Here is a 25,104-nt window from a genome sequence, read left to right as displayed (position 1 = left end):
CGACTGACGACTTTCATCATGATTGACAAAATTCTTTCCCGCCCGGAGTTCCAGACCGAACCGCCTGTACTGGTGGACGTTGGTGCATCGGGAGAATTACATGCTCGCTGGAAACCCTTTGCCAAATATGCGGTCTGCATTGCTTTTGATGCCGACGACCGCGATTTCGGCTATGTTGAAAGCGAGTCCGGGCATTTCCGCAAGCTGTATACGTTTAATCATATCGTTACGGGTACAGCGTCAGAAAGCGATACGTCGGATTTTTACCTGACGACTTCGCCCCACTGTTCCAGTCTGTTACGTCCGCGGCCGGATCTGATTCAGGAATATGCGTTTGCACCCAAATTTGAGCCAACAAAGGTAGTGCAACTCAAAACCCGTACACTACGTTCAACGCTCGACAGTCTGCAAATAAAGCAGGTGGACTGGTTTAAAACTGACTCTCAGGGAACCGACCTCCGGTTGTTTCGCAATCTGGGCGACGAGCGAACCCGGCAGGTGCTGACGGCTGAATTTGAGCCGGGCATTGCATCGATTTATGAGGGTGAAGACAAACTCTATACGGTTTTGCAGTACATGGAAGAAACGGGGAGCCACTGGCTTGCCGAACTGCTGCCGAAAGGCTCACCCCGTATTACACCCGCCTTGCTGGATAGTTTCTCCAGCCAACCGCTGGTAAAGAAATTTGTGTTGTTCTCGTTGAAAAACAGTGCTGTCTGGGGCGAAATGACGTACCTGAATCAATTTGCCGATGAAGCCACACTGACGCAGCGGAACCTGCTGCTGGGCTGGGTGTTTGCCACAACGCTAAAACAACACGGCTTCGCGCTTATTCTGACGCAGAAGGGTAAAAGCCGTTTCTCGGACCCGATTTTTTCGGAGATGGAAAGCTACTCACGTCGGCGCATCTGGGGGCGGGTATTTGGGCTTGGTTTCTGGCCTGAAGTGGTCAAGAAATTTGATAAACTCGTTGGTCGGTGAGAGTCACACACCTAAGTACGTACCACCTCTTCGGCGGAGCCGCGGTAGCTGCCAATCGGCTCCATCGCGCCTTGCAAAAACAGATATGGACCGGAATGGCTGTTGAGAGTACGATGCTTGTTGGTACGGCCAATCGGCTGGAAAAACATCGTCCGGCAGCGGGTGTTACGTATCTGGCCAATAATTTTCTGGCCGAGCAAACCGCTTTCGGACGATTCGTAGCCGAACGGCTCTATTTTTTGCCCCATGAGCGAGATTATTCGGTGCGGTTTCAGTTTTCGCCTGCCCGGTTCGGTGCCAATCTCGATTTCCATCCGGCCATTCAGCAAGCTGATATTTTACACCTGCACTGGATTAATTTTGGCTTTCTGTCGCTCAACGGCTTACGGGCCCTGTTCGACTTAGGGAAACCCATCGTCTGGACGCTGCACGACCAATGGGCGTTTACGGGCGGCTGTCATTATTCGCGTGGCTGCGACCATTTTTGACGCACTGCCGGCAGTGCCCTTATTTAAAAAAACCCGACGATCACGATTTGTCATACCGAGTTTTCGAGCAGAAAAAAGAGGTATTACAAAATGCAAACGTGCATTTTACGCCACCGAGTCAATGGCTGGCCGACGAAGCAAAACGTAGTGCCTTACTACGTGATTTTCCGTTCACGGTAATTCCGTACGCCATCGATCAAAATGTTTTCAAGCCTATGGATCGCCGGGCAGCGAATGCACATCTCGATTTACCCGATACGAATCGCCCACGGCTGTTGTTTGGCAGCGCTAACGTAACAGACCCGCGCAAAGGATTCCGATATTTCGCCGAAGCGTTGACGCTTTTGCATCAGCAAAACCCTGCCCTGGAAGCTGAAATTCTGGTTTTTGGTAAAGGGCGCTCTTTTCTGTTCGATGAGCTTCCTTACCCAATCCATCATTTGGGTATTCTGACCGCTCAGGACGACATCGTAGCGGCCTATAATGCTGCCGATGCTATGGTTGTCCCTTCGCTGGAAGATAATCTGCCCAATACAGTTATCGAAGCAATGGCGTGCGGTACACCCGTCGTCGGATTTCGTACGGGGGGTATTCCCGAAATGATCGACCATCGGGAAAACGGCTATCTGGCCGACATTGGCTCAACGCAGCAACTGGCCGATGGACTGGCATTTATACTTACACATCAACAACCGGACGTACTACGTCAGAACGCCCGCCAATCGGCTGAAAATCGCTTTTCAGAAGACGTAATCGCGAAGCAACACATTGAACTCTATATTCAATTGTTGACTGACTGAATTGTTGACTGATTGAATCAATGACCCACGATACAATTCAATCAGTCAACAATTCAGTCAGTCAATCATTATTCACCCATGCCAACCATCTCCATCATCACCATCACGTATAACGCCGAGCGGTTTCTGGAGCGCACGATTCAAAGTATCGTAGCGCAACAAGGTACAGACTTTGAATACATTGTGATTGATGGAGCGTCAACGGATGGTACGCTGGACATTATCAGGCGTTACAAACAGCACATTACAACTTGGATATCGGAGCGGGATCAGGGGCTATACGACGCCATGAATAAAGGACTGCACCGGGCAAAAGGCCAGTACGTCTGGTTTATGAATGCAGGCGATGAGCTGCACGATGCCCAAACCCTGCCCAACCTTCTGAAACGTATTGCCGCAAGCAGCGCCGATGTGTACTATAGCGATGCCCTTTTTGTCCGGGAGGAAAATGGGAAAGTGGTTCCGGTAGGATTACGCAGTCAGGTAACCCCACATACATTGCCAAAGCATTTAACGTGGCAAGATATGGCCCTCGGCATGAAAGTCTGTCATCAGGCTTTTGTACCGAAACGGTCAATTGCCCCTGATTATTTAGTCAATAATCTAAGCGCGGATCTGGACTGGGAAATTCGCTGTCTGAAGGCAGCGCAGACTGTCGAATACCTGCCTTTTCTTTTGTGCAACTATTTAACGGGCGGTTTATCTGTGCAGCAGCATCGGCGTTCGCTCACGGATCGGTTTAAGATTTTGGTGACCCATTTTGGTTTGCTGACAACAATACGTAACCATATCCGAATAGTTGTGCGAGCTAGACGGTTCAATAAGCAATGATTATTCTGCAATTCTATAATAAATCAGCAAAATATTCGGCTAAAAACCCACAATTCCCATAGGTTGCAATCTAACATTTGTAAATAATAATTAACGCCGTTTTGTGAAATTTGTATGAAAACAATGGGATAATTCGAGGATGTATGCCTTAAGATCAGGAAATGCGGATAAATTTGCGAGGTCTTTTACGGTACCTACCTGACCTTTTTTGAATTTTCCTAAAAAAACAGAATCAACCTATGAAACGAATAGCTGTTTTTACCTCGGGTGGCGACGCGCCGGGTATGAACGCCTGTATCCGGGCGGTTGTCCGGGGGGCGGTCTATCACGGACTAGAAGTGTTCGGTATTCGCCGGGGGTACAGCGGAATGATAAATGGCGATATTTTTCAGATGTCTTCGCACTCGGTCAGCAATATTGTACAGCGCGGAGGTACTATTCTGAAATCAGCCCGAAGTAAAGAATTCATGACGCCGGAGGGTCGCGCCAAAGCTTTTGAGCAACTTAAAAAGTTCGAGATTGAAGGATTGGTAGCCATTGGCGGTAATGGTACGTTTACGGGTGCAACGCTTTTTTATGATGAATACGGCATTCCAACCGTTGGTGCTCCTGGTACAATTGATAATGACCTCTACGGTACTGACTATACAATTGGTTTCGATACAGCCGTAAATACGGCGCTGGAAGCCATCGATAAAATCCGCGACACGGCCGACTCGCACGACCGAATTTTCTTTATTGAAGTGATGGGCCGCGATTCGGGCTACATTGCTATTCAGTCGGGTATTGCCGGTGGGGCCGAAATGGTTATGGTTCCCGAAGTGTTGACACCCATTTCAGAGGTTGTTGAAGCTTTAAAATCGGGATGGAGCCGCCAGAAATCCTCCTCCATTGTTGTCATTGCGGAAGGCGAAGAAGCCGGAATTGCCACAGAAATCGCCGAAAAGATTCGCCAGCAGGTTGAGTCCAACATTGACATGCGCGTAACAACGCTGGGCCATATACAGCGGGGTGGAATTCCAACGGCTTACGACCGCATTCTGGCGAGTCGGCTAGGGCTTGGCGCTCTGGAAGGATTAATGAATGGTGAGAAAAATGTGATGGCCGGAATCGTGAATAATGAATTGGTCTATACTCCTTTTCGCGACACCATTCGCCTGCCCAAGCCAATCAACGAGGATTTACTCAGAATGGTCAAGATTCTGAGTGTTTAAATTAAAGAGCGAAAGCGTAAATGAGTGAAAGAGTGGCTGGCGCATTATTAACGCTCTTTCACTCATTTACGCTTTCGCTCTTTAAATATATCCCGCCAGCTTGTATGTTACGTAACCGACCAGCTCGCGGATAAGGTAATAGCCATTAAAGAACGCTTCTTCGTGCGGGAGAACCCATTCGCCCGGAGCAAACGACCGTCGGCTAGAGATGAAACTGCCCGAAAACGGCGTAACGATGGCACCTTCTTTTTCAAAACAGGCTACGGCCCGGCGCATATGCCAGGCCGATGTTATCAGTACGCAACGTTTTGTGTGAAAACCGCTCTGAAGCAGTTGAATCGAAAAAACAGCGTTTTCGTGGGTATTGAGCGACTTGGTCTCCAGCACAATATCCGTAGCAGGTACACCGGCCACCCTTAGAAACCGCGCGATCAACTGTCCTTCATCACTAACGCTTTTATCCCTAAACGGTACGTTGCCTACACCGCCACTAATCAGGATTTTCTGTATGGCTTTGGTTTTGTACAGATAAAGCGCTTGGCCAGCCCGGTCTGCCTCCCGCCCGAGCAGGAAGCGGTCTGCAGGCCTGCGTCCATCGGCTGGAATTTCTTTTCGGGCCAGGGCCATGCCACCCGTCAGTAAAACCCCTACCTGCACCGAGGAATCGGCGGGGGCGGGTACACTGACTACAATGGGATACTCCCACCACAATGCCAACTCATTCACCAGAAACGGATTGCCGAATACCCAAAAAATCCCGAGGGCAATACCAATCCACTGCCGACGACGTCGGACATTTTTGGTAAAAAAAGCAAATAGCAAAGCGCTGACGAGCCATCCGGCTGGTGTAAGCAGATAGGTAATCGTTTTTGAAAAGAAATAAAACATAGACTATAAAAGCCTTGTAAACGTTTTGAAAACAGGGAGTTCGCCCTACGGTGTTCCGTTTTTGAGTACGTAATGCGTGAGTTATTGGACCAAAAGGTGGCGCTTCTTACGAAAATCGAAAACTGTACAATGAATACCGTAAATTTGTATTGATCAGAATCTGCGAAGATACGTACTGCTTTTTATGAAAAATTTTCTTCTGGCTGCGCTGCTTTGTCTGCTTTTATTGCCTGCCGCCTGGGCGCAATCAGCTTCCCAAACCTCATCGAACAGTTTCAGAATTACCGGCCATATCAAGGGGTTGAAAGATACTACCTGCATTCTGGCTCATTATCTGGGAGCCACTCAGTACATTCCGAAAGATACGGCCCGCATTGATGGAACAGGAACACTGGTCTTTGAAGGAAAGAAAAGTTTGCCACAGGGTCTATACTTAGCTGTAGCCCCAAAGAATCGATACATCCAGTTTCTTATTACCGACGATCAGGAATTTTCGTTTGATACGGATACCGCTAACGTTGTTCAGTATATGAAGGTGACTGGCTCCACTGAGAATGAGCTGTTTTATACCTATCAGCAGCAGCTTAGCAAATTCCAGAACGAAGCGCAGGCTCTGACTGCACAGAAAAATGCTCCAGCCATGAGTGCTCTGCAAAAGCAGGCCAGCACTTACCGAAGCCAGTTTTTGAAAGATAACGCAAGCTCATTTACCGTAAAGCTGCTCAAAGCGAGCGCTGAACCCGAAGTGCCCCCTGCTCCCAAAGCGGCCAACGGTCGCCCTGACTCGGTTTGGGTGTTCAACTACTTCAAGAAGCATTTCTGGGATGATTTCGATTTTGCCGACGAACGGTTTGTTCGCACGCCGTTCCTGCAGCAGAAAATCGATCGGTATATTCAGGAATTGACCGTACAAACGCCCGACTCGCTGATTAAAGAGGCCGACTACGTAGTGAACAAAGCAATAGCGGGCAAAAATAAAGAGGTGAAATATTATTCTATTTTCTACATCACCCGGCCCTACGAACAGCCCAAAGTGATCGGAACAGATGGTCTTTTTGTGCACATGTTCGAGAAATATTACGCGACAGGTATCATGACCGTCTCGGATTCAGCAACGCTAAAAAGTGTTGGCGAACGGGTAGCCTCTATGAAACCTAATCTTGTCGGGAAGGTAATGGTTGCCCCTGTCGTCACCGATACGTTGCGCAAACCGATTATCATGCAGAATATTAAGGCTGATTATACGGTTCTTTTCTTCTACTCACCAACCTGCGGACACTGCCGGGAAAGCGCCCCGAAACTGCAGAAATTTGTCGATGCCTACAAAGGCAAGGGCATTGAAGTAATGGCGATCGCCATTGATCAGGACATGAAGGAGTGGAAAGGTTTTATCCGGGAATTCAAGCTGGGTAACGCCATCAATGGCATGGATCTGGCCAATCGGACCAACTATGCTCACCAGTACGACGTCTGGACTACGCCAACGGTTTACGTACTTGATAAGGATAAGAGAATCATTGCCCGAAAACTTCCAGCCGAACAGATCGAAGATTTTATTCTCTTCCATAAACGGCAGCAGGCTACTAAAAATCCAGCAGTAGCCCCGGGCAACGTAAAGGCAAGTGTGAAAAAGTAAGGAACAGGGAGAAGGGATGAAAGGATAGGGAACCGTGTAGGAGCAAATTCTTTCTGCTTTCATCCCTTCTCCCTGTTCCCTCTATCTCATCTTCGTCCGCTTAACCAGATAGGATGTCAGAATCTGGTCGAAACCCTGGGCGATGTCGGCTTCAATAAAGTCGATTTTATATTGTCCGCACCGCATTTTCAGCTCCTGAAAATAGGATTTTACGGCCTGTTGATACGTATCGCGTACCTGCCCGGGCTGAATTTTCACTTTCTCACCGGTTTCGAGGTCAATAAATTCGTAAGGCCGTTCGTCAAAGGCGAAATCTTCTTCGGTCTTTTTGTCGGTTACGTGAAACAGCAGCACTTCGTGTAGATTGTGCCGTAGGTGTTGCAAGGCCGAGAAAAGTGCATCCACCTTCTCGCTATTGTCGAACATATCGCTGAAAATCACCACCAGCGACCGTTTATTAATTTTCTCGGCCACCTGATGAATAATATCGGCAGCGGCTGTTTTACGCAACGGCTTGGGCTGCTGCATGAGCAGGTCCAGTTGCGTAAACAGCTTATGCACGTGCGAAGGTGTCGATTTAGTCGGTGTTTGCAAATCAATCGTATCGGCGAAGGTTGTCAGACTCACAGCATCTTTTTGCCGCTGGAGCATATAGGCCAGACACGCGGCTGCCATTACACTAAACGTAATTTTGCCGTAGTTTGACTCGGGATAGTACATCGACGACGACGTATCGATCAGCAAATGACAGCGCAGGTTTGTTTCCTCTTCATAGCGCTTGACAAATAGCTTTTCAGTCTTACCGAATACTTTCCAGTCAATGTGGCGCGTGGTTTCGCCGGTATTATAAAGTCTATGTTCGGCAAACTCGACCGAGAAGCCATGAAAAGGCGATTTATGCAGACCTGTTATAAACCCTTCGACCAGTTGACGGGCCAGAAATTCCACATTGCCAAACGAACGTACCTGACTCAGATTAAGGGGTTGCTTCATGCACTTTGAAGAGCGAAAGGGTGAAAGAGCGAAAGAGAGACGCGCTAGCGAAAACCATCCGGCAGGTTTTCACTCATTCGCTCATTAAATTCACTCGTTGAATATAACGCAAAAAGCGAACCGTTCGACATCTCCCCCAGGAATTGCACTGGGAAACATCGAACGGTTCGGGTAATGCAGTCGGCTGACGACTTTCCTACATGGCTGGTTCCAATATAGGCTGATACGCAATGGGTGCACTGAAAACGGAAGAGTTCAGGGCAACAGCACGGCCTTTTCCAACAACGCGTAATGACACATTGGCAATTCCTTTCGAAACCATGCCAAGAGCATGCGCTGCAGCGTGGGTTAGGTCAATGACTCGGCCTTTGGAGAAAGGACCCCGATCATTGATTCGTACAATTACGGAACGCTGGTTATCGAGGTTTGTTACCTCAACCAACGTATTCAACGGTAGGGTCAGATGGGCACCTTCAAGGGCTCCGGAGCTAACACGCTCACCGTAATAGGTCTTCCGACCATTGAACTTCTTGGAATAAAAAGACGCTTTGCCTTTCTGTATGAGGCCCGGAAGGACCTCCGCCGATTTTATGTTGCTAAAAAACAACATAAGGGATACGATTAAACTCATACAGCTGTTGGTTACGTGAAAAAAATAGACGGAGCGTATGTTCATTAACACAACACATACCCTCCGTCCCCAAAAAGTGCAATTCCTGTAAAACAAAGATAGGTTTAATCCTATTAATAACCAAGTAATTAGCCAAAAAACTGTAGAATGGCCTCTACAGCCCGGCGCGTTTATCGGGGTTATTTCTCCACGAAATATATTTGCAGGGTTTCTTTTTGTTCTTTCCCGAATGCCCGTACTTTAGCAGTTGTGAACTGACTAAACCTATTAGATTGTGGACGAAAGAGACCGGGAAAAAATCTACTCAAGGCGAGTTCGGGCAGGAAAGCGAACGTATTTTTTTGACGTCAAATCAACCCGCACCAACGATTATTACCTCACCATTACGGAGAGCCGGCGCCAGCCGCAGGGCGATGGATTTGTGTATGAAAAGCACAAGATGTTTCTCTATAAAGAAGATTTCGACAAATTCATTGAAGCGTTGCAGGGAACCGTTGAGTATGTCAAAACGGAACTGATGCCCGAAGTGGATTTTGAGCAATTTGTCCAGCGTGATGAACAGGACGATTTTGCCAGCGAACTCAAATGGGAGTAATCAACAGCAGCACTTCGATCTACGATTTATGAAGAAACTGTACTGGACAAATTAACGATCAATCAGTAATAGACGTATCGCCTGAATTCTTCAGCCCTCGGTGCCAACGCCGAAGGCTTTTTTTGCGGTCCGCCGTCGGAGTTGTATTTTTGTAGAAAAACTAAAGAGCGAACGAGTGAGAATGAAAAATGAGTGTCTACCAAGCCCCTTTCGCTCTTTCATTCGTCCGCTTTTTCACAATTAACTATGGGTTTACAATGTGGAATCGTGGGTTTGCCGAACGTAGGCAAATCGACGTTGTTTAATGCAATATCGAGCGGGAAGGCTGAAGCGGCCAATTACCCGTTCTGCACAATAGAACCGAACGTAGGGGTTGTTACCGTACCCGACGAACGGCTGGATACCCTCGAAGGATTGGTAAAACCTCAGAAAGTGGTTCCTACCATTATCGAGTTTGTTGACATTGCGGGTCTGGTGAAAGGGGCCAGCCAGGGCGCCGGACTCGGTAATAAATTTCTGGCCAATATTCGGGAAGTCGATGCCATTGTACACGTAATTCGGTGCTTTGAAGATGAAAACATCGTTCACGTCGAAGGGAAAGTAAACCCGGTTTCTGACAAAGAGATCATTGACGCCGAGCTACAACTGAAAGATCTGGAATCTGTCGACAAAAAAATTCAGCGTATTTCGAAAGCTGCTCAGGTTGGTGATGCCAAAGCCAAGACTGAACTGGAAATTCTGAAGCGATACAAAACTGCGCTGGAAGCCGGAAAAAGTGCGCGTACAGTTCAGGCATCGCCCGAGGAGCAGGAAGCCGCCATTAGCGATATTGCCCTCTTAACGGTGAAGCCCGTTATCTATGTTGCCAATGTCGACGAAGCCTCGTTGCCAGCTGGTAATACATATTCTGACGCGCTCCGTGATGCCGTCAAGGATGAAGGGGCTGAAGTTATTGTCATCAGCGCCAGCATTGAAGCCCAGATTGCCGAAATGGAAGACCCCGAAGAGCGTGAGCTATTTCTGGGTGAGTACGGATTAACCGAATCCGGACTTAGTAAGCTCATCAAAGCATCGTATAAACTGCTTGGCCTGATTACGTATTTCACAGCCGGTGTTAAGGAAGTACGTGCCTGGACCATCCACCGGGGCTGGAAGGCTCCACAAGCCGCTGGCGTTATTCACTCCGATTTCGAAAAGAAATTCATTCGGGCACAGGTTATGAAGCTCCCCGACTTTTCGCAGTTCAAGACCGAAGCGGGCGTTCGTGAAGCCGGTAAACTAGCTGTTGAAGGCAAAGAGTACGTCGTACAGGATGGCGACATTATGGAATTCCTGCACGGTGCCTAACAAATACGTACTACCATTGAGCGGGTGATCTGTTGAGCAACGGGTCACCCGCTTTTTTTATTAAACCGGCGCAACCTGCTTTCCGGCGCACGTACCGTTATCATAATTTTTTAGCTCGTCCTCATCTTGTCGCATTTCTTCAATACAAGGCGGTTTAGCGCCTATACTTTTGCAAAGAAATTTAACCACTATCCACATGCAAAAGTCACTTATCAACCCCTGGCAATGGCAGAACCAGCTCGGTTACGCCCAGGCTATAGAAATTCCACAAGCAACAAATACGCTCTATTGCGCGGGTCAGGGCGCCGTTGACGCCGAAGGCCGACCTGTTAATGCGGCCATGAGCGAACAGATCAACCTGTCGTTCGATAATCTGGAAACAGTACTGCAACAGGCGGGCTATTCACTGGCCAACGTTGTGCGACTCAACTATTACACTACGTCTATCGAGCAGTTTTTTGCTGCCTACGGTAACGTAATGGGTCGACTACAGACGGGCGGATGCGTACCGGCCAGTACCCTGACCGAAGTTAACTCGCTGGCTTTTCCGGAGATGATGATCGAAATCGAAGCAACAGCTGTCAAATAATGTTTCCTCTAGTTTAACCAAAACCATACCATGCAACGCTACAACATATTCAATCAAATTCACAAAGGTCTACGGGCAATGCTGTACGATACGGCCCTCCATCTGCAGCAAACCGATTTTTCTCAACCCGAAGCCGACGCAGCCATCGATCAGTTGGAGCAGGTATTGCTCTTCTTCGACGACCATGCTGAACACGAAGACGGCTTTATACTGCCCCACATCAAAAAACACAACCCGCAACTGGTCGATGAGCTTGAAAAAGATCATGAGGTCGATCATCGACTGACGCAAACCCTTTTCGATCAGATCCGGGAGTGGAAAACAGCGACTCAGGCAGAGCAGAAAGAAGGAATTGGCCAGCGGATTTTCTTTGCCTTTAATGAATTCATTGCGTTTAACCTGTATCACATGAACAAGGAAGAAAACGTACTGATGTATCTGCTCTGGAAACAGTATACGGACGAAGAAATCCGGCAGATGGAACACCAGATTCTGCAGTCCATTCCTCCGCAAACCCTGTTGACGGAGAGCCGTTGGATGATGCGGTCCATCAACAACAGAGAAGTGATCGAATGGCTCGCCGGGATCAGACAGGGCGCTCCGGCACCGGTCTTTGCCAACTTCCTGAAGCTGGCTGAAGATGAACTACCAGCAGGCCGACTGAGCAAAGTGCAGGCAGCGCTGGCCCTTGCCTGACCGGCTGACCGGTTACGAAGATGTCGCTTTTTTTCAATACAAAGACTGATTCTGCTTATACTTTTACAGCACTATTCGCCACACCACGTATTGATAACTAATGAACAGTACCTATCAGGAATTTAAACCATCAGCCGCACTAGAGCCTTTCGTTGATTATTACTGGCTTCATACCTTCGAAGCCGATGGAAACCAGGAGTCGCCCGTACAGCGATGCCTCCCATTCGGAACGCTGGAAATTATTCTGCACCTGGACGACAACCATTGTCAGGTATTGCACAACAATTACTGGCAGAAACTTCCTCACGGATTTTTTGTGGGCCTTTACCGCGATGCCGTTCAGTGGAAGTGCGTAGGGTCTGGCCGTAAGTTCGGGATTCAGCTAAAGCCGGAAAGTCTGCTTCAGCTATTTAACATACCCGTAGCGTCGCTGTTCAACAATTTCACGGATCTGGAAACCTTCTTCGGAAAGGAAATAAACCGGCTGGTTGAAAAGGTATACGGCCAATTGAGTATTCATTCGGTAATTGCAGCAGCCGAAGCATTTTTGCTGGCTCAACGCCGAAACCTGAACGCCGAACGGAACTACCTGTTTGAGGCTACCCGACTCATTCGGCAGTCGAGAGGTAATCTGTCCATAGAAGCGGTTAGCGAACATATTTATGTAAGCAAACGGCAGTTGGAACGTAGTTTCAAGGATAATTATGGCACTACGCCCAAGATGTATCAACGTATTATCCGCTTTCGTAATGCGTATGAATACTTCTACCAAAAACCAACCGCTCCCGACTGGCAGGATATTTCGTACACCTTCGGGTATTCGGATCAAGCGCATTTTATCCGCGATTTCAAAGAATTTACCGACGATGTGCCTACCGTGGTATTCAATGATACAAACCAGCAATTTCAACGGCCGACCTGCTGGGGAACGTATGCACGGGCCTAAGTAAACTGCAACGTAACAACTTTTCTCCTTTCATAAGCTCGACTGGGTTGGCCTGATATCAGGCCAACCTCAGAACTTCATTTTCTCGCCAAAACAACAACTAATCATGCTTACACGGATTTCTTATCTGGCGGCTGCGGCCGTCATTGGGCTGGCTTGTGCCTTTACAAACCATACAGACACACCTAAAGTCATCACACGTAGCGCTTCAATACAGAAACAGCCCAGTCAGGACGTACTGGTGAAGCGTGGCCAGTACCTGGTTACTATCATGGGGTGCGCAGATTGCCACGCGCCAAAGAAAATGACGCCACAGGGTCCTGCCCCCGATATGGATCGCTTTTTATCGGGCTACAACAGCGCTGAACCGCTGGGATCGTTCGACAAAAATCTGGTCAAAAGTGGGCAATGGGTAATTTTCAATGGGCAGAATACGGCTTTCGCTGGCCCCTGGGGCGTATCGTTTGCCGCCAACCTGACACCTGACGCAACGGGTATTGGCAGTTGGTCGCTGGCCCAATTTAAAAAAGCCATGCGGCAGGGAAAATTCAAAGGGCTCGACAATACACGTCCATTGTTGCCGCCAATGCCGTGGCCAGGTTACGCATCTATGACCGATGATGATCTACAGGCCGTCTTTTCCTATCTGAAATCGCTCAAACCAGTTGCCAATGCAGTCCCGGCCGCCATTCCGCCAGCACCCTAACATCATTTCCGCTTGTTGACACCTACCCGCTTGTAGGCAACGAGTTGATCGGCGCGGGAAGCGGGCGGACGATGGTAAACAAATACTTCATAATCGTTTTCAGTCGATGAGTAACTGCCTTCAATGTAGTTCTCATCGACTTTTGGTTGTGAGCCCGTTGTCTGCACCATGTAATCGTAATTATAAACACCCTGCTTGAGCAGCACCGATGCCCGATACGCATTCAGAAGTGGGTCGTATGCCATCTTGTTCACATCGTTTAGCTGCCAGAAATTGAAGGCTCCATTGACAAACAGCTCTACGTTAGGAATCTCCGGGATTTTGAGCGTAAAGATCGTTTCGATATAATCAGCGTTTGTGGCACCGTTGCCGGTTTCCCGATGGTCGATCACAAACATGCCGTTGAAATCATCGCTCTGAATATAAACACCGCGACTCCGGGGCTTGTCCTCCTGTACGTAGGCGATATTACGGTCTGCCGGTCGGTCGATTCGCTCGATGTAATTGGCGCGGGAAAGCACCGTTCGCGTATCGAAAAACCGAAACTCGTTGCCACCCGGCAGCGTATTAGTCATGTCGATCAGACGATACTCCAGGGTTTGATCAAACGCCTGTACACTCGTCGGACGCAGATCCCGGAGTACACGATCATCGCGGTAATTCTGGCGAATAACTACCTTAAAATCATCCTGGGGCGAGATTACCTGATAACCGCGGTAATTGATGCTCAGATCGACCTGCTGACTGTTAAACTGATAGGCGGGGTTGGTTGAAAAACGAACATCTGCTGCTACGTTCAACCGATTTTGATACGTACTAAACCGACGAGTAAAAATAATATTGTTCCGGTTTCGCTCGTCATACACAACGATGAGGTAGTTGCCCGGCAGCTTTACGCGAGGTAACGTAAATCGATAGTGGAAGTATTGAATTTTGGTGTTGATTGACGTCTGATACTCCGTAATCGGGTTGTCGTTGTATTCGTAGGTAAACTCAATATCGTTCAGAATCGATCGCTGCCAGTCGGCATTGCAATGAATCAGGCGCGCCCGAAAGGAACGATAATTGGCCGTCAGATCATCGAATTCCAATTGCAGGGAAACCTGTTCATCGAGTGAGATAACCGGAGGATTTAAGGTAAGTGCCGGATCGTTGGGGTTGGAGCCAACCAGGGGAAAGAGCAGCACAGTCTGTACTTTCGGATCGTAAATATGGTCAATCGTCCGGAGCTGCTGGGCGAGCAGCTCCGTTGCAGTTGTGCAGAAGAACAAAAGAGCCAGTAACCGGAAAAAAGGGCGCATTTAATCAGATTTTTATCGTAATATATGTGGTACGTAAACGTTCCTGAAGCCAGGCAAGTATACACATCTATTCAGGCGGGCCGAACGGGAAGTGGGTTTAGGTAGTTTAAAAATCTATAAAATCTGATTGCCGCAACTACTTTCTTCCGTAAAATCGCATAGACGAATTCACTACTCAGCCAAACACATTTATGGTAAATTATAATCCGAAAGAATGGGGCCGGTTTATTGTTACGTTGAATCGGGCAGATACGGTACGTAAACTACTCCCCATACTGATTGGAGTAGGTGTTTATTCGTTCCTGATTGTTCACGTAATTGAACTCATGGATCTGAGCGACAATCCTCACCTCAAAAACTTCTCGCTCATGCATACGCTGCTGAGCTTTGTGATTTCGATGCTGCTCGTTTTCCGGACCAATACGGCTTACGATCGCTGGTGGGAAGGTCGGAAATTGTGGGGTTCGCTGGTAAACAACACGCGCAATATGGCCCTCAAACTCGATCAACTGCTCGGGCCAGCGCAGACCGACGCGCGGCAGTATTTCCGGGCCATGATTCCAAATTTTGCTTACGCCCTGAAAAATCATCTGCGCCAGCAACCCATTGAGCCAGAGTTTACCGAAGCGCCATCGTTCAGTATTGAGTCGCTGCACCTGAATGAACACGTACCGCAACAGATTGCTTTGGCTATCTTCGGAAAAATAGTGGACCTGCAACGCCGAAAGATTCTGCTTCCCGAACATCTGGTCATCCTGAATCCAGAGATTCAGTCGCTGATGGACGTGTGCGGAGCCTGCGAACGGATCAAAAATACCCCTATTCCCTTTTCCTACAGTTCGTTTATCAAGAAATTCATTTTTATCTATTGCCTGACGCTGCCCCTGGGTTACGTATCGAATCTGCATTATCTGGTCGTTCCGCTGGTTGTTTTTGTTTTTTACGTACTGGCCAGCCTGGAAATCATCGCGGAAGAAATCGAAAATCCGTTCGGTACCGACGACAATGACCTCCCGCTCGACACCATCTGCAAAGGCATCCACAAAACCGTAACCCAGTCTTTTGACCACAAACTTACGCTGGAACAACCTGATCAGATCGGTACGCCAAAAGTAGGATTTCGCTATGATCGGTAACTCAACACGTAGCATGAATGGAAATGCTACCAGCCCTATTCAAACAACCCTATCTGCCCCGCTGGCCGAAATAAGGCTGTGGTTAGCTCAGGAGCCTGCCGGTCGCTGAGGTATTTGAGACAACCGATTCGGTGCATCTGGGCTATTTGTTGCGCATAATGACCTTCGCCCGACATCCGGGTTTTAAAGCGGGAATCGTTTAACTGGCCACCATGACAATCGGCTATCTGGTTCAAAACACGGTCAGCCCGGTCGGGGAAGGTTTGTTTTAGCCAATCCGTAAACAGCGGACCCAGCGCCCCATTTAACCGAACGATGGTGTAGGCCGACCAGCAGGCTCCGTTTTCAGCAGCCCGCTCAATCATTTTCGGAATTTCGTGGTCGTTCAGGCTGGGAATTATTGGGGCCGTCATGATGCCTACAGGCACACCCGCCTGATGAAGCGTCAGCATGGTTTTGAATCGCTGCGCGGCCGTAACGGTACGTGGCTCCATCAGCGTGCGTAAGCGCTCATTCAGGGTAGTTATCGAAATCGCTACGCTCACCAGGTTCAGTTTCGCCAACGCCTGCAGAATATCCAGATCGCGGAGAATCAGCGCGTTTTTCGTAATGATCGAAACCGGATTACGATACTGAAGACAAAGGGCGAGCATTCGCCTGGTGAGTTGATACGTTCGTTCGGCAGGCTGATAGCAATCTGTATTTCCCGAAAAGTGAATAACAACGGGCTTATACGAACGCGCCTTAAACTGCTTATCGAGCAGGTCAGGCGCGTTTTTTTTCACCATAATCTTGCTTTCAAAATCCAGGCCCGCCGAAAAACCCCAGTATTCATGCGATGGCCGGGCGTAGCAATATATACAGCCATGCTCACAGCCCTGATACGGGTTGATGGATGCCCAAAAACCAACGTCCGGGCTAGTGGTATGGCTAATAATTTGCTTCGCCGTTTCCTCAAGAAACTGAGTTTTCAGCGTAGTAGCTGGGAATTCATCCTCGTACGAGGCCAACGTTTCGTCAGGTACGTACTGATGGGCGGCAAATGAATTAGCCGTATTGAACTGCGCTCCTCTTCCCTTTTTGAAGTTACCCATAAGCCTACAAGTAAAATACAATTATATTTTACTTGTAGGCTAAATAAAATTTATTCAGGAAAAAATTTCGTCAGGCCAGTTTCTTCTCCCATTCCTCAGCTTCCAGCATGGCGGTCTCCCATTCGTCCTGAAGCTGGGCGATCTGCGCTACAATCCGCCGATACTCATCGTTTTTGGCCTGCATCAACTTATCATCACCATACGTAGCCGGATCAGCCAGCTCAGCTTCCAAACGTTTTTTACGCTCCTCCAGCATACCAATCTTGGTTTCCGACTCTTCCACCTGCTGGGTCAGTTTCTTAAGCGTACGCTGCCACTCCCGGCGCTCATCGTCCGATGCCGGGGGCGGGGTGCGGGGTGCCGGGGCAGAAGGCGCACTATCCTTTACTCCCTGCGCCTTGCTCCCGGCACCCTGCTCTTTACGCTCTTCCATCCACCATTCGTATTCGTCGTACGTACCGGGGTATTCTTTGATCTGCTCGTCTTCGATGTACCAGATTTTATTGGCAATCTGCGAAACGAAGTAACGGTCGTGAGAAACCACTACGTACGTACCTTCATATTGCTCCAGCGCCTGAATCAGAATATTCACCGACTGCATGTCGAGGTGGTTAGTCGGCTCATCGAGCAGCAGGAAGTTTGCCTGCGACAGCAGCACTTTGGCTAATGCTACCCGCGATTTTTCGCCCCCCGACAGCACCTTAATTTTCTTGAACACCTCATCGTTGGAGAACAGAAAGCAACCCAAAACACCCCGTAGTTCCCCCTCCGTTTTGGTCGGGTTGGCGTGTTTCAACTCTTCGAGCAACGTATCGTCTACGCTCAATGATTCAAGCTGGTGCTGGGCGTAGAAGCTAAAGGAAACATTGTGCCCCAGCTGCCGCCGACCGTCGTTTACGGGTTCCGATCCCGAAATGATACGTAGCAGTGTCGACTTTCCCCGGCCGTTAGCGCCAATCAGAGCGACTTTGTCGCCCCGCTCGAGCCGGATATCGGCATGGGTGAGAATCCGCTTGGGACCGTAATGTTTCGTGATGTCGTCAAGATGCAGAATATGCCGACCGGGCTGGGTCGAAAACTGAAATTTAAAGTTCACCCGCGCCGATTCGTCGATTACGGCATCAACCAGTTCCATACGGGCCAGTTGCTTTACCCGGCTCTGTGCCTGTTTGGCTTTCGTAGCCTTGGCTTTGAATCGTTCAATGAATCGCTCGGTCTGCCGAATCTTGGCCTGCTGATTCTCATAGGCTCCTTTCTGAATCTCGTTACGTAGCGCTTTCTCTTCCAGATAGAACGAGTAATTACCGGCGTAATAATTCAGCTTACCGCCCGACACTTCTACCGTTACGTCGACAACGTTGTCCAGAAATTCGCGGTCGTGGGAAACCACAATCACAGCGCCTTCATACGTCTGAATATATTTTTCAACCCACTGAATCGAGGGTAAGTCCAGGTGGTTGGTCGGCTCATCGAGCATGAGCAGCGATGGCTTCTGCAAGAGCAATTTCGCCAGCATCACACGCATCCGCCAGCCTCCCGAAAATGTCCGTAATGGTTTTTGGAGGTCATCGGTTGAGAAGCCAAGCCCTTCCAGAATTTCTTCCGCCCGTGCCTGAACCGTATAGCCATCCAGCGCATCGAATTCCTCCTGAACCTTACCCAGTTTATCGACCAGCTCATCGCGGTAGTTGGTCTCCATTTCATGCAGCAGCTCGTCAATCTGCTTTTGCAGTTCGTTCTGCCGGGCAAATGCCTGCATCGCAACGGAGAGAATCGAATCATCAGTCTGATAGGATAGCAGGTCCTGATTCAGAAAGCCAAGCGTTACGTCGCCCGCTTTGGAGATGGTACCGCCATCGGCCTGGTAGTCGCCATTGATGATTCGGAGTAGTGTAGACTTGCCTGTACCATTGAGACCGATTAGACCGATTTTCTGATTAGGCTTAATGTGGAGCGAAGCATTTTCATAAAGAGCCCGGCTACCGAGATAATACGAGAGGTTTGTGATGGAAATCATGGACGCAAATTTACCAAAAATAGAACGGATACTTGCGTTCTTAAATTCCAAACGGTTATATTTGCAGCCTTAAAAGCCTCCTTAGCTCAGCTGGTAGAGCGACGCATTCGTAATGCGTAGGTCGCAGGTTCGAATCCCGTAGGAGGCTCAACTGGTACGCAGTAAGTATTGTACAAACCCTTGTAAAAAACCCTCTCAGATAGCCCTGGGAGGGTTTTTTCGTTTGTCGTCTATCTATTTACAATGGTTTTTATAGGCTATTGCTTATTGATGACTGGTAGTAAGATTGTAAGCAGTAGCAATCTGATAGAAAAATAAGCTAATAGCTTTTTTCCTTCCCTTCTACCTGCCTGTAGTTCAGAAAAACGTCAGTAAATTCTTTAAGACAAGACGCGTAATTGTTGTTGATATTCCTTTGTCAAATTTCGCAGGCCCTCTGCTATGGGTAAACCATCAAAAGCGTCCACGGGTAAGTCAAGGCGAATACCATTATCGTCAATCAGGTAAGCAGACAATAGAACGTTACCATTAGCGACAAAGCTATTCAGTACGTCTAGTTGTATGTCAAGTTCTGCACAACAAACACAGGGGCCCTGGATTGAGCTATCATCTGGTGATCCCAGGGTAAAATAAAGAGTCATGGCAGTGAAAATAGCTTAGACGATTAGTCATACATAAACCCTCTGGGATTAACCAGCTGTTCTAGTTAATCCCAGAGGGAGAAAATTCTAGTATGTAATTTTAGATAAGGTCCCGTCGCCCATACTGGTGAGATAAGCTGTATGATTATCAACCACTTTCAGGTCCGTTGGCATGTTCAGCTTGTCGATCAGTAAGTCACTGGTAGTCCCATTCGCCCGGAGTAATCGACCCGTATTAGGCGTCCAACCAGTAGGACCAAATACGGCAAATTCAAGCACCAGATAATTGCCATTTCCATCATTCTCGATATCGACCAGGCTGTTGAAGGTCTGCTGAAACACGCTAAGTTTGCCCGTCATGTCCATCCGGTAAATGAGCGCTTTGCCAGCCGGGAACGGAAAGCCCAGCAACGTACTAAATGCGAACTGTTTGCCATCAAAAACAATGCCAGTAGGCACTGGCTCGATAACGGGCGGCCCTGGAGGTGGTCCAGCCGGATTCGGATTGGCAATTCCTGGAACGGCCGTTACCACACTTATCTCTCCGGTTTTCGACCGTCGAATTATGGCGTTGGCGGCTGCATCAGCGATATATAGGGCTCCGTCTGGCCCCAGGGTCATATTGTAAAGATGGGATTCGCCCGTATCATTTGTGAAACTGTAGTCGCGGACGATCTGCTGAATATTTTCAGATTTTAAATTGGCAGCTGCAATCGGCGCGTCACCGGTTTTGTAGGAGGCCAGATCGAAGGTATAAAATCCCTGGGCATTTAACACATAAAGCACACCATCGGCTGCCAGTAGATGATCGGTCGCGTCCAGTTCATTGTCAGGACGTTTGAATGAATACAATCCTGTAATAATCGGATGCACCTTACCATCCGGCGTGATTTCCGATACGCGGCCATCGTTTTTTCCAGTACCTTGCTCAGACACAAAAACTCGTCCAAGGGCATCCGTCTCTACGCCGATTACGCCCACTAAACCAGTAACCAACGTAGTCACGGTAGGTTGAACAGGTGCAAGAGTCTGGTGGTCCTGGCATCCTGAGAGCAGGCTACCTGCAAGAAAAAAACTTAAAATGGGTCGTTTGTACTGCATAACTATGAGTTGTTAAAAAAATGATGGAAATGCAATTAAAATGACGAGCATCTTTGTGTTCGATACTACGTTGTGGAAACTGCGACGTTCATGCGTCAGGCAAGCGCCAGCGCTGCCTGTACTTTTGTCAATCGCTCAGCGGGTAGCTCCTCTTGAGCCAATTGCAAAAAAGTATCGAATACGGCTATGGGAGCCCCTTGTTTCACGCCCGACAGCCACCCGATCACTTCCTTGTCATTGATGGAGCGTATTATCCAGCGACTCTCGGCCATCAGTGTCTGGGGTGAAATTGACTGTAGTATCTGGTGTTCCATCTGCCGGATTTCTGCATCGGTATAATGCTTCCAGAGCAGATCGATCAGAATGGTCTCCTCCTTGTTCATGTGGTAGAGGTTAAAGGCGATGAATTCATTGAAGGCTAATAAGATCTGCTGGCCGATGGCTTCACGCTGGTTACCCGAGTTGGTCGTTTTCCACTCCTGAATGCGATCAAAAAGGGTATGGGTCAGGCGGTGATCGATCACGTGATCTTTTTCCAGTTCGTCGATTAATGAAGCGTCGTGTCTGCGGATGTGAGGCAGAATAAAATGGTCCTCATGGTCGGCATGATCGTCAAAAAACAAAAGCACCTGACGTAATGACTCAAGGGCTTCGCTGGTCTCTGACTCAGAAAAATCGGTTTGTTGTAAGCGAAGAGCCGTATCATACAGCATACCCCTCAGACCTTTGTGAATTTGATTAAATACGTTGTAACGTTGGTGTTGCATGTTCTTTTATTTATTAAATGCCGATCTCACTTATTCACTCGTCCCACAAATGGAGTGCTTTTACATATCGTTGCAAATCAGATAGTTAGCTTATATTTGCCTTATTGCTGAAAATATTCGATTCTGTCGGCGTCTGCATTGTTGGTCACGTTGCCTTCCCCACCACTACCCTCTGCCACAACGGTACTGACCGTTAATAATCCACTGGTGGCGCCCGGATTCAGTTGCCCACTCAAGCCAACGCTCAGGATATTGCCCCCAGCAATGGGTTGGCTGGTGGTCAGTAGGTAGTAATCCAGATCGGAGTCTACATCTAAGCTCCAAACACTGTTCTGCACCGAGCGCCCTCCCACCGAGTTGAGGCTGTTGTTAAGACTGAGACTGACCTTGGGATCCTTGTTGATCCTGAGAGTGATGAGGCCTGAAGTAGCCACTCCGTTTAGTTCAAAGACATCCACTACGACTGTGAGGGGAGCGTTGCCATACAGCGTTGAGGGCCGCGCATACAGAACGGGTGTCAGATCAGGAGACGGAGTCTGGACCGAAAATGAATAGGTGGCACTGGCCGAATTTCCCGGGCAGCCACTCGCATCGGTAGCCTGCACAACGATACCGTAGAAACCCGCTACGGTGGGTGTACCCGATAAGATTCCAGTGCTGGATAGACTTAGACCCGCCGGCAGACTGCCAGCGGTCTGCGAGAAGCTATACGGACCCGTGCCACCGGTGGCGGTAAAACTCTGGCTGAAACTAACCCCTAGCGTAGCTACTGTCTTTACCGGGCTGCTGGCCGTTAGGCTCGGCCCAGTGAGCGTAGCGGACAGCGAGAGAGGAAGCGGTACACAGCTGCCGCTCAGGGTGAGGGCGTAGGAGCCAACCCCCAGGTTGGAGATGGTGAACTGACCACTGGCATTACTGGTGGGATTCAGGGTGGTGGTACTGCCTCCCACGGTATAGCTCAGCGTATAACTGGTGGTGGCACGCAGGCCAGTGAGGGTAAGGGCTCCGTTCGGTGAGATGCAGTTCGTCGGATTAGTAGCGCTCACGCTGAGGGGCTGATTGGGGCCAGTCCCGACATAAAAGAACCCCCCGTTATTATTCTGAACGATGCCCGTATTGCTGTAGATTTGGTTTACATTTTCGGAATTTTCGATAATAGTACCCGAATTTGTGATCGCCCCACCGGATTGTGAAATCACATCGTTGGACACTACATTGATCAACGCCCCACATCCCGAGTTGTCGAAAAGATAAGAATTCTGAATAGCTAAGCCTCCCACCGCGGCAATGGCCCCTATGGTAATCTTGCCTTCGTTCGTGAAATTGGCAACACGGTTGACCAGACCAGCAGTCTTTGCCCGGTCAAGGGTAATGACACCCCCTACTGCGTTGGTAAACGTAGATATAGATTCGCCCTGGCTTTCGATAGCTGTACCTACAGTTGTACTGGCTCCGATGGTAATCCGAGCCGCATTAGTGAAGTTGCCACCGTTTAAGCTTACAATACCAGCACCACTTACTTGGTCAATGGTGATAGTGCCCCCCGGATTGTTGTTGAAGGTGGCCTGGTTTACCAGACCGTTTCCCTGATTTCCGAAAGGCGTCAGGGTTTGTCCCATGATGATCTGGGCTGTGTTGGTGAAGGTGCCACCCGTGTTGACTAAACCACCGATAATACCGTTAGCGTTACTTCTTACTTCGCCAATTGTGATGACTCCGCCTATGGTGTTGGTAAAGGTGCCCTGGTTTTCAATACCCCTGGTTTGCACCCGAACTGTACCGATGTTGATCTGAGCCGCGTTGGTGAAAGTGCCCGTGCTGGCGTTAAACAAGCCAGTCACAAAGGATCGGTCAGTGGAGATAACACCCCCGTCTTGTTCGTGAAGTTACCCGTATTCCGTATGCTATAACTTGAGGAATTTGATGGAAAGGTTGAATTGAAGGCGGTGCCAAGCAGGACCTGGCCCTCATTGGCGACGGTGCCGCCATCGTTGAAAAAGCAAGTCGAGTTTGGCAGGTTGGTCGGTTTTTCTATGGCGATGATGCCACCCACCCTGTTGGTAATGGTGCCCACGTTTCGAATACCATAGTCTCCAAACGAAAACGACCCGGCAGAAATCACGATCTGCCCCTGGTTGCTGACAGTACCGACGTTGTAAAAGGCCGTTGTAGAGCCGCTTATGGGTTTACTCTCATCAATTTGCAGTCTTCCTCCACTGGTGATGCTCAGCGAGGCCCCGCTCTGCACTTCTACCGAGTTGGCGACCACCGTAGTGCTCACAATAGGATCATTGGCCGGTGCCGACGGAATCACCACATTATCGGCGGCCGTGGGAACACCCGCCGGGCTCCAGTTGCTGGATACGTTCCAGTTGGTGCTGCCGCCGGTCCAGGTTTTCTGGGCCTCAGCCCTAAGCCCAACCAGTAGTAAAACTAAACCCAGCAGCAGGCTACGGCCTGACCTGGTCCATAAGTGGAAGAAGTAACATCGTGGTTTACAGACGTATTCTGTAAACGAAAAGAAAAGGGTCATGAGTAGGTAAAATGAGGTACAAAGAGAACTTGATAAATTGCATCGATCAGCTAAGTTGATGGCGCAACCTAACCTAAACGCATGCGGTACATCGGCAGCCAAACAGTACCCGAAGCTTTCCAACATTAACCTGCTGGACTAGTTTCATCGCTTGAGTAAAGCTGTACAGCACGACCTAAAACCAGGCCAAAAGTAAAGAACAGGCCCGGCTGGAAACGATAAGAAATGATCCAAATTCGATAAGAAATGGTCCAGTCAACGCCAAAACGGCAAAACGAAGCGCTAGAGGTCTGCCCAATCAGGCTTGAGCAGCAAATTCACTGGGGCTCAGCTGATACAATTCCCGAAAACACTTACTGAAGTAGGCCGCACTCTCGAAGCCCACCTGATAGGCGGTCTCGCTAACTGAAACATGGGAGCGCAACAGCTGGGCGGCTTGTTTCAGGCGGTAGTTGCGGAGCAGTTCATGGGCCGTCAGCCCCGTTAGGGCTTTTACTTTGCGAAACAGGGCCGTGCGGCTCATGCCCAGTTCGCTCATCAGTTGGTCGAGGCCAAAGCCAGAATCGCTCAGGTTGGCCTCAAACAGAGCGTACAGGCGAATCAAAAACGGGTCTGTGGTTTCGGGAGATGGCGGAGTGGAAGCCGGATCAGGATTACGCAGACTGGCCTGCACCCACTCCCGTTGTCGCTGTTTATTCACCAGTTGATTACGCACCCGGAGTTGAAGCTCCGTGATCTGAAAAGGCTTGGTCAGGTAGTCATCGGCCCCCAGCGAGAGCCCTGCCAGCCGGTTCTCCACCGCCGACTTGGCCGTCAGCAGGATAACGGGAATATGACTGGTGCGCAGGTCAGTTTTCAGTTGACTACAGAGCGTAAAGCCATCCATCAGGGGCATCATCACATCCGAGAGGATCAGGTCAGGCACCTGCTCCAGGGCTTGTTTCAGGCCATCCTGTCCATTAACGGCCCGCCGGATGCGGTAGTTGTGGGGCAGACTTTCGGCGATAAAGCGGGCTAGCTCATCATTATCCTCCACCACGAGCAACCGGGGGTGGTCTGATTCATCTGAGGCAGCCCAAACATCGTCGCTGGCTTCTCGCTGCCAGGGAGCTACTCCGGCCAGTGCATCGTCCGACGTATCAACCCGGCGGTAGGGCAACTCCACCACAAACG

General features: G+C 49.2%; 24 protein-coding genes and 1 tRNA gene. 14 read left to right on the top strand and 11 right to left on the bottom strand.

Annotated elements, in window-relative coordinates; all coding sequences use genetic code 11:
* Nucleotides 1–18 precede the first annotated feature (18 nt).
* From LN737_RS10145 to pfkA, 5 genes are all read left to right on the top strand, one after another.
* On the top strand, nucleotides 19–981 hold the full coding sequence (locus LN737_RS10145) for a hypothetical protein (protein ID WP_405518491.1): 963 nt from the start codon (nucleotides 19–21) through the stop codon (nucleotides 979–981).
* A complete protein-coding gene (locus LN737_RS10140; RefSeq protein WP_405518489.1) occupies nucleotides 978–1,469 on the top strand; it encodes a hypothetical protein in 492 nt (163 codons plus the stop codon). The genes LN737_RS10145 and LN737_RS10140 overlap by 4 nt, the downstream gene beginning before the upstream one ends.
* Before the next feature lie 47 nt (nucleotides 1,470–1,516).
* On the top strand, nucleotides 1,517–2,269 hold the full coding sequence (locus tag LN737_RS10135) for a glycosyltransferase (protein WP_405518487.1): 753 nt from the start codon (nucleotides 1,517–1,519) through the stop codon (nucleotides 2,267–2,269).
* A gap of 78 nt (nucleotides 2,270–2,347) precedes the next feature.
* Nucleotides 2,348–3,100 (top strand): glycosyltransferase family 2 protein, encoded by a 753-nt coding sequence (locus LN737_RS10130; protein ID WP_405518485.1) that lies wholly within the window; start codon nucleotides 2,348–2,350, stop codon nucleotides 3,098–3,100.
* A gap of 239 nt (nucleotides 3,101–3,339) precedes the next feature.
* Nucleotides 3,340–4,314 (top strand): 6-phosphofructokinase, encoded by a 975-nt coding sequence (pfkA, locus tag LN737_RS10125; RefSeq protein WP_405518483.1) that lies wholly within the window; start codon nucleotides 3,340–3,342, stop codon nucleotides 4,312–4,314.
* 81 nt (nucleotides 4,315–4,395) lie between these two features.
* On the opposite strand, the gene LN737_RS10120 is transcribed toward pfkA, so the two are convergent.
* The gene (locus LN737_RS10120) at nucleotides 4,396–5,202 is read right to left on the bottom strand and encodes a YdcF family protein (RefSeq protein WP_405518481.1); all 807 of its coding nucleotides are present in this window, start codon (nucleotides 5,200–5,202) and stop codon (nucleotides 4,396–4,398) included.
* A 184-nt stretch (nucleotides 5,203–5,386) separates the two neighbouring features.
* Here LN737_RS10120 and LN737_RS10115 point away from each other — a divergent pair, with 184 nt between their 5' ends.
* Nucleotides 5,387–6,838 carry a TlpA family protein disulfide reductase gene (locus LN737_RS10115; RefSeq protein WP_405518479.1) on the top strand — a complete coding sequence of 484 codons (1,452 nt, stop codon included), beginning with the start codon at nucleotides 5,387–5,389 and terminating at the stop codon, nucleotides 6,836–6,838.
* Between the two features lie 81 nt (nucleotides 6,839–6,919).
* Here LN737_RS10115 and LN737_RS10110 read toward each other — a convergent pair whose 3' ends face one another.
* Nucleotides 6,920–7,831: a DUF58 domain-containing protein gene (locus tag LN737_RS10110; RefSeq protein ID WP_405518477.1), complete on the bottom strand. Its 912-nt coding sequence runs from the start codon at nucleotides 7,829–7,831 to the stop codon at nucleotides 6,920–6,922.
* Nucleotides 7,832–8,027: 196 nt separating this feature from the next.
* On the bottom strand, nucleotides 8,028–8,462 hold the full coding sequence (locus tag LN737_RS10105; RefSeq protein ID WP_405518476.1) for a septal ring lytic transglycosylase RlpA family protein: 435 nt from the start codon (nucleotides 8,460–8,462) through the stop codon (nucleotides 8,028–8,030).
* Nucleotides 8,463–8,736: 274 nt separating this feature from the next.
* On the opposite strand from LN737_RS10105, the gene LN737_RS10100 reads away from it, so the two are divergent.
* The 6 genes from LN737_RS10100 to LN737_RS10075 all read left to right on the top strand — a co-directional run bounded on the left by LN737_RS10100 (nucleotide 8,737) and on the right by LN737_RS10075 (nucleotide 13,341).
* Nucleotides 8,737–9,057, top strand: coding sequence for a DUF3276 family protein (locus LN737_RS10100; RefSeq protein ID WP_405518474.1), 321 nt, complete (start codon nucleotides 8,737–8,739; stop codon nucleotides 9,055–9,057).
* 246 nt (nucleotides 9,058–9,303) lie between these two features.
* The gene (ychF, locus tag LN737_RS10095) at nucleotides 9,304–10,404 is read left to right on the top strand and encodes a redox-regulated ATPase YchF (protein WP_405518472.1); all 1,101 of its coding nucleotides are present in this window, start codon (nucleotides 9,304–9,306) and stop codon (nucleotides 10,402–10,404) included.
* A 196-nt stretch (nucleotides 10,405–10,600) separates the two neighbouring features.
* Complete coding sequence (locus tag LN737_RS10090) at nucleotides 10,601–10,993, top strand: RidA family protein (RefSeq protein ID WP_405518470.1); 393 nt, start codon at nucleotides 10,601–10,603, stop codon at nucleotides 10,991–10,993.
* A 30-nt stretch (nucleotides 10,994–11,023) separates the two neighbouring features.
* The gene (locus tag LN737_RS10085; RefSeq protein WP_405518468.1) at nucleotides 11,024–11,689 is read left to right on the top strand and encodes a hemerythrin domain-containing protein; all 666 of its coding nucleotides are present in this window, start codon (nucleotides 11,024–11,026) and stop codon (nucleotides 11,687–11,689) included.
* A 100-nt stretch (nucleotides 11,690–11,789) separates the two neighbouring features.
* Nucleotides 11,790–12,635: an AraC family transcriptional regulator gene (locus LN737_RS10080; protein WP_405518467.1), complete on the top strand. Its 846-nt coding sequence runs from the start codon at nucleotides 11,790–11,792 to the stop codon at nucleotides 12,633–12,635.
* Between the two features lie 106 nt (nucleotides 12,636–12,741).
* Nucleotides 12,742–13,341, top strand: a complete 600-nt coding sequence (locus LN737_RS10075) for a c-type cytochrome (protein WP_405518465.1) — start codon at nucleotides 12,742–12,744, stop codon at nucleotides 13,339–13,341.
* A gap of 2 nt (nucleotides 13,342–13,343) precedes the next feature.
* On the opposite strand, the gene LN737_RS10070 is transcribed toward LN737_RS10075, so the two are convergent.
* Nucleotides 13,344–14,642 (bottom strand): DUF5103 domain-containing protein, encoded by a 1,299-nt coding sequence (locus tag LN737_RS10070; protein WP_405518463.1) that lies wholly within the window; start codon nucleotides 14,640–14,642, stop codon nucleotides 13,344–13,346.
* 191 nt (nucleotides 14,643–14,833) lie between these two features.
* On the opposite strand from LN737_RS10070, the gene LN737_RS10065 reads away from it, so the two are divergent.
* Nucleotides 14,834–15,778 (top strand): bestrophin family protein, encoded by a 945-nt coding sequence (locus LN737_RS10065; protein ID WP_405518461.1) that lies wholly within the window; start codon nucleotides 14,834–14,836, stop codon nucleotides 15,776–15,778.
* 35 nt (nucleotides 15,779–15,813) lie between these two features.
* On the opposite strand, the gene LN737_RS10060 is transcribed toward LN737_RS10065, so the two are convergent.
* Complete coding sequence (locus LN737_RS10060) at nucleotides 15,814–16,872, bottom strand: PA0069 family radical SAM protein (RefSeq protein ID WP_405518459.1); 1,059 nt, start codon at nucleotides 16,870–16,872, stop codon at nucleotides 15,814–15,816.
* Between the two features lie 70 nt (nucleotides 16,873–16,942).
* Nucleotides 16,943–18,889, bottom strand: a complete 1,947-nt coding sequence (locus LN737_RS10055; protein ID WP_405518457.1) for an ABC-F family ATP-binding cassette domain-containing protein — start codon at nucleotides 18,887–18,889, stop codon at nucleotides 16,943–16,945.
* 75 nt (nucleotides 18,890–18,964) lie between these two features.
* Here LN737_RS10055 and LN737_RS10050 point away from each other — a divergent pair.
* Nucleotides 18,965–19,037 (top strand) — tRNA-Thr (locus tag LN737_RS10050).
* Nucleotides 19,038–19,617: 580 nt separating this feature from the next.
* Here LN737_RS10050 and LN737_RS10045 read toward each other — a convergent pair.
* The 5 genes from LN737_RS10045 to LN737_RS10025 form a co-directional block, all read right to left on the bottom strand.
* Complete coding sequence (locus tag LN737_RS10045) at nucleotides 19,618–20,631, bottom strand: ScyD/ScyE family protein (protein WP_405518455.1); 1,014 nt, start codon at nucleotides 20,629–20,631, stop codon at nucleotides 19,618–19,620.
* Nucleotides 20,632–20,726: 95 nt separating this feature from the next.
* The gene (locus tag LN737_RS10040; RefSeq protein ID WP_405518453.1) at nucleotides 20,727–21,398 is read right to left on the bottom strand and encodes a hemerythrin domain-containing protein; all 672 of its coding nucleotides are present in this window, start codon (nucleotides 21,396–21,398) and stop codon (nucleotides 20,727–20,729) included.
* Nucleotides 21,399–21,499: 101 nt separating this feature from the next.
* The gene (locus LN737_RS10035) at nucleotides 21,500–23,239 is read right to left on the bottom strand and encodes an Ig domain-containing protein (protein WP_405518452.1); all 1,740 of its coding nucleotides are present in this window, start codon (nucleotides 23,237–23,239) and stop codon (nucleotides 21,500–21,502) included.
* The gene (locus LN737_RS10030; RefSeq protein WP_405518450.1) at nucleotides 23,236–23,931 is read right to left on the bottom strand and encodes a hypothetical protein; all 696 of its coding nucleotides are present in this window, start codon (nucleotides 23,929–23,931) and stop codon (nucleotides 23,236–23,238) included. The genes LN737_RS10035 and LN737_RS10030 overlap by 4 nt, the downstream gene beginning before the upstream one ends.
* A 298-nt stretch (nucleotides 23,932–24,229) precedes the next feature.
* Nucleotides 24,230–25,099 (bottom strand): response regulator, encoded by an 870-nt coding sequence (locus LN737_RS10025; RefSeq protein WP_405518449.1) that lies wholly within the window; start codon nucleotides 25,097–25,099, stop codon nucleotides 24,230–24,232.
* Nucleotides 25,100–25,104 lie beyond the last annotated feature (5 nt).

This window comes from Spirosoma sp. KNUC1025, from assembly GCF_045160025.1.
Classification (GTDB): Bacteria; Bacteroidota; Bacteroidia; order Cytophagales; family Spirosomataceae; genus Spirosoma.
This window is presented reverse-complemented; position numbering and strand designations above follow the sequence as displayed.

Bases quoted from the DNA above. Each gene is read 5' to 3' on its own strand.
- LN737_RS10115 (WP_405518479.1), top strand. From the start codon at position 5,387: ATGAAAAATTTTCTTCTGGCTGCGCTGCTTTGTCTGCTTTTATTGCCT.
- LN737_RS10105 (WP_405518476.1), bottom strand. From the start codon at position 8,462: ATGAGTTTAATCGTATCCCTTATGTTGTTTTTTAGCAACATAAAATCG.
- LN737_RS10080 (WP_405518467.1), top strand. From the start codon at position 11,790: ATGAACAGTACCTATCAGGAATTTAAACCATCAGCCGCACTAGAGCCT.
- LN737_RS10070 (WP_405518463.1), bottom strand. From the start codon at position 14,642: ATGCGCCCTTTTTTCCGGTTACTGGCTCTTTTGTTCTTCTGCACAACT.
- LN737_RS10110 (WP_405518477.1), bottom strand. From the start codon at position 7,831: ATGAAGCAACCCCTTAATCTGAGTCAGGTACGTTCGTTTGGCAATGTG.
- LN737_RS10045 (WP_405518455.1), bottom strand. From the start codon at position 20,631: ATGCAGTACAAACGACCCATTTTAAGTTTTTTTCTTGCAGGTAGCCTG.
- LN737_RS10130 (WP_405518485.1), top strand. From the start codon at position 2,348: ATGCCAACCATCTCCATCATCACCATCACGTATAACGCCGAGCGGTTT.
- LN737_RS10120 (WP_405518481.1), bottom strand. From the start codon at position 5,202: ATGTTTTATTTCTTTTCAAAAACGATTACCTATCTGCTTACACCAGCC.
- LN737_RS10075 (WP_405518465.1), top strand. From the start codon at position 12,742: ATGCTTACACGGATTTCTTATCTGGCGGCTGCGGCCGTCATTGGGCTG.
- LN737_RS10055 (WP_405518457.1), bottom strand. From the start codon at position 18,889: ATGATTTCCATCACAAACCTCTCGTATTATCTCGGTAGCCGGGCTCTT.
- LN737_RS10065 (WP_405518461.1), top strand. From the start codon at position 14,834: ATGGTAAATTATAATCCGAAAGAATGGGGCCGGTTTATTGTTACGTTG.
- LN737_RS10060 (WP_405518459.1), bottom strand. From the start codon at position 16,872: ATGGGTAACTTCAAAAAGGGAAGAGGAGCGCAGTTCAATACGGCTAAT.
- LN737_RS10090 (WP_405518470.1), top strand. From the start codon at position 10,601: ATGCAAAAGTCACTTATCAACCCCTGGCAATGGCAGAACCAGCTCGGT.
- LN737_RS10085 (WP_405518468.1), top strand. From the start codon at position 11,024: ATGCAACGCTACAACATATTCAATCAAATTCACAAAGGTCTACGGGCA.
- ychF (WP_405518472.1), top strand. From the start codon at position 9,304: ATGGGTTTACAATGTGGAATCGTGGGTTTGCCGAACGTAGGCAAATCG.
- pfkA (WP_405518483.1), top strand. From the start codon at position 3,340: ATGAAACGAATAGCTGTTTTTACCTCGGGTGGCGACGCGCCGGGTATG.
- LN737_RS10040 (WP_405518453.1), bottom strand. From the start codon at position 21,398: ATGCAACACCAACGTTACAACGTATTTAATCAAATTCACAAAGGTCTG.
- LN737_RS10030 (WP_405518450.1), bottom strand. From the start codon at position 23,931: ATGACCCTTTTCTTTTCGTTTACAGAATACGTCTGTAAACCACGATGT.
- LN737_RS10145 (WP_405518491.1), top strand. From the start codon at position 19: ATGATTGACAAAATTCTTTCCCGCCCGGAGTTCCAGACCGAACCGCCT.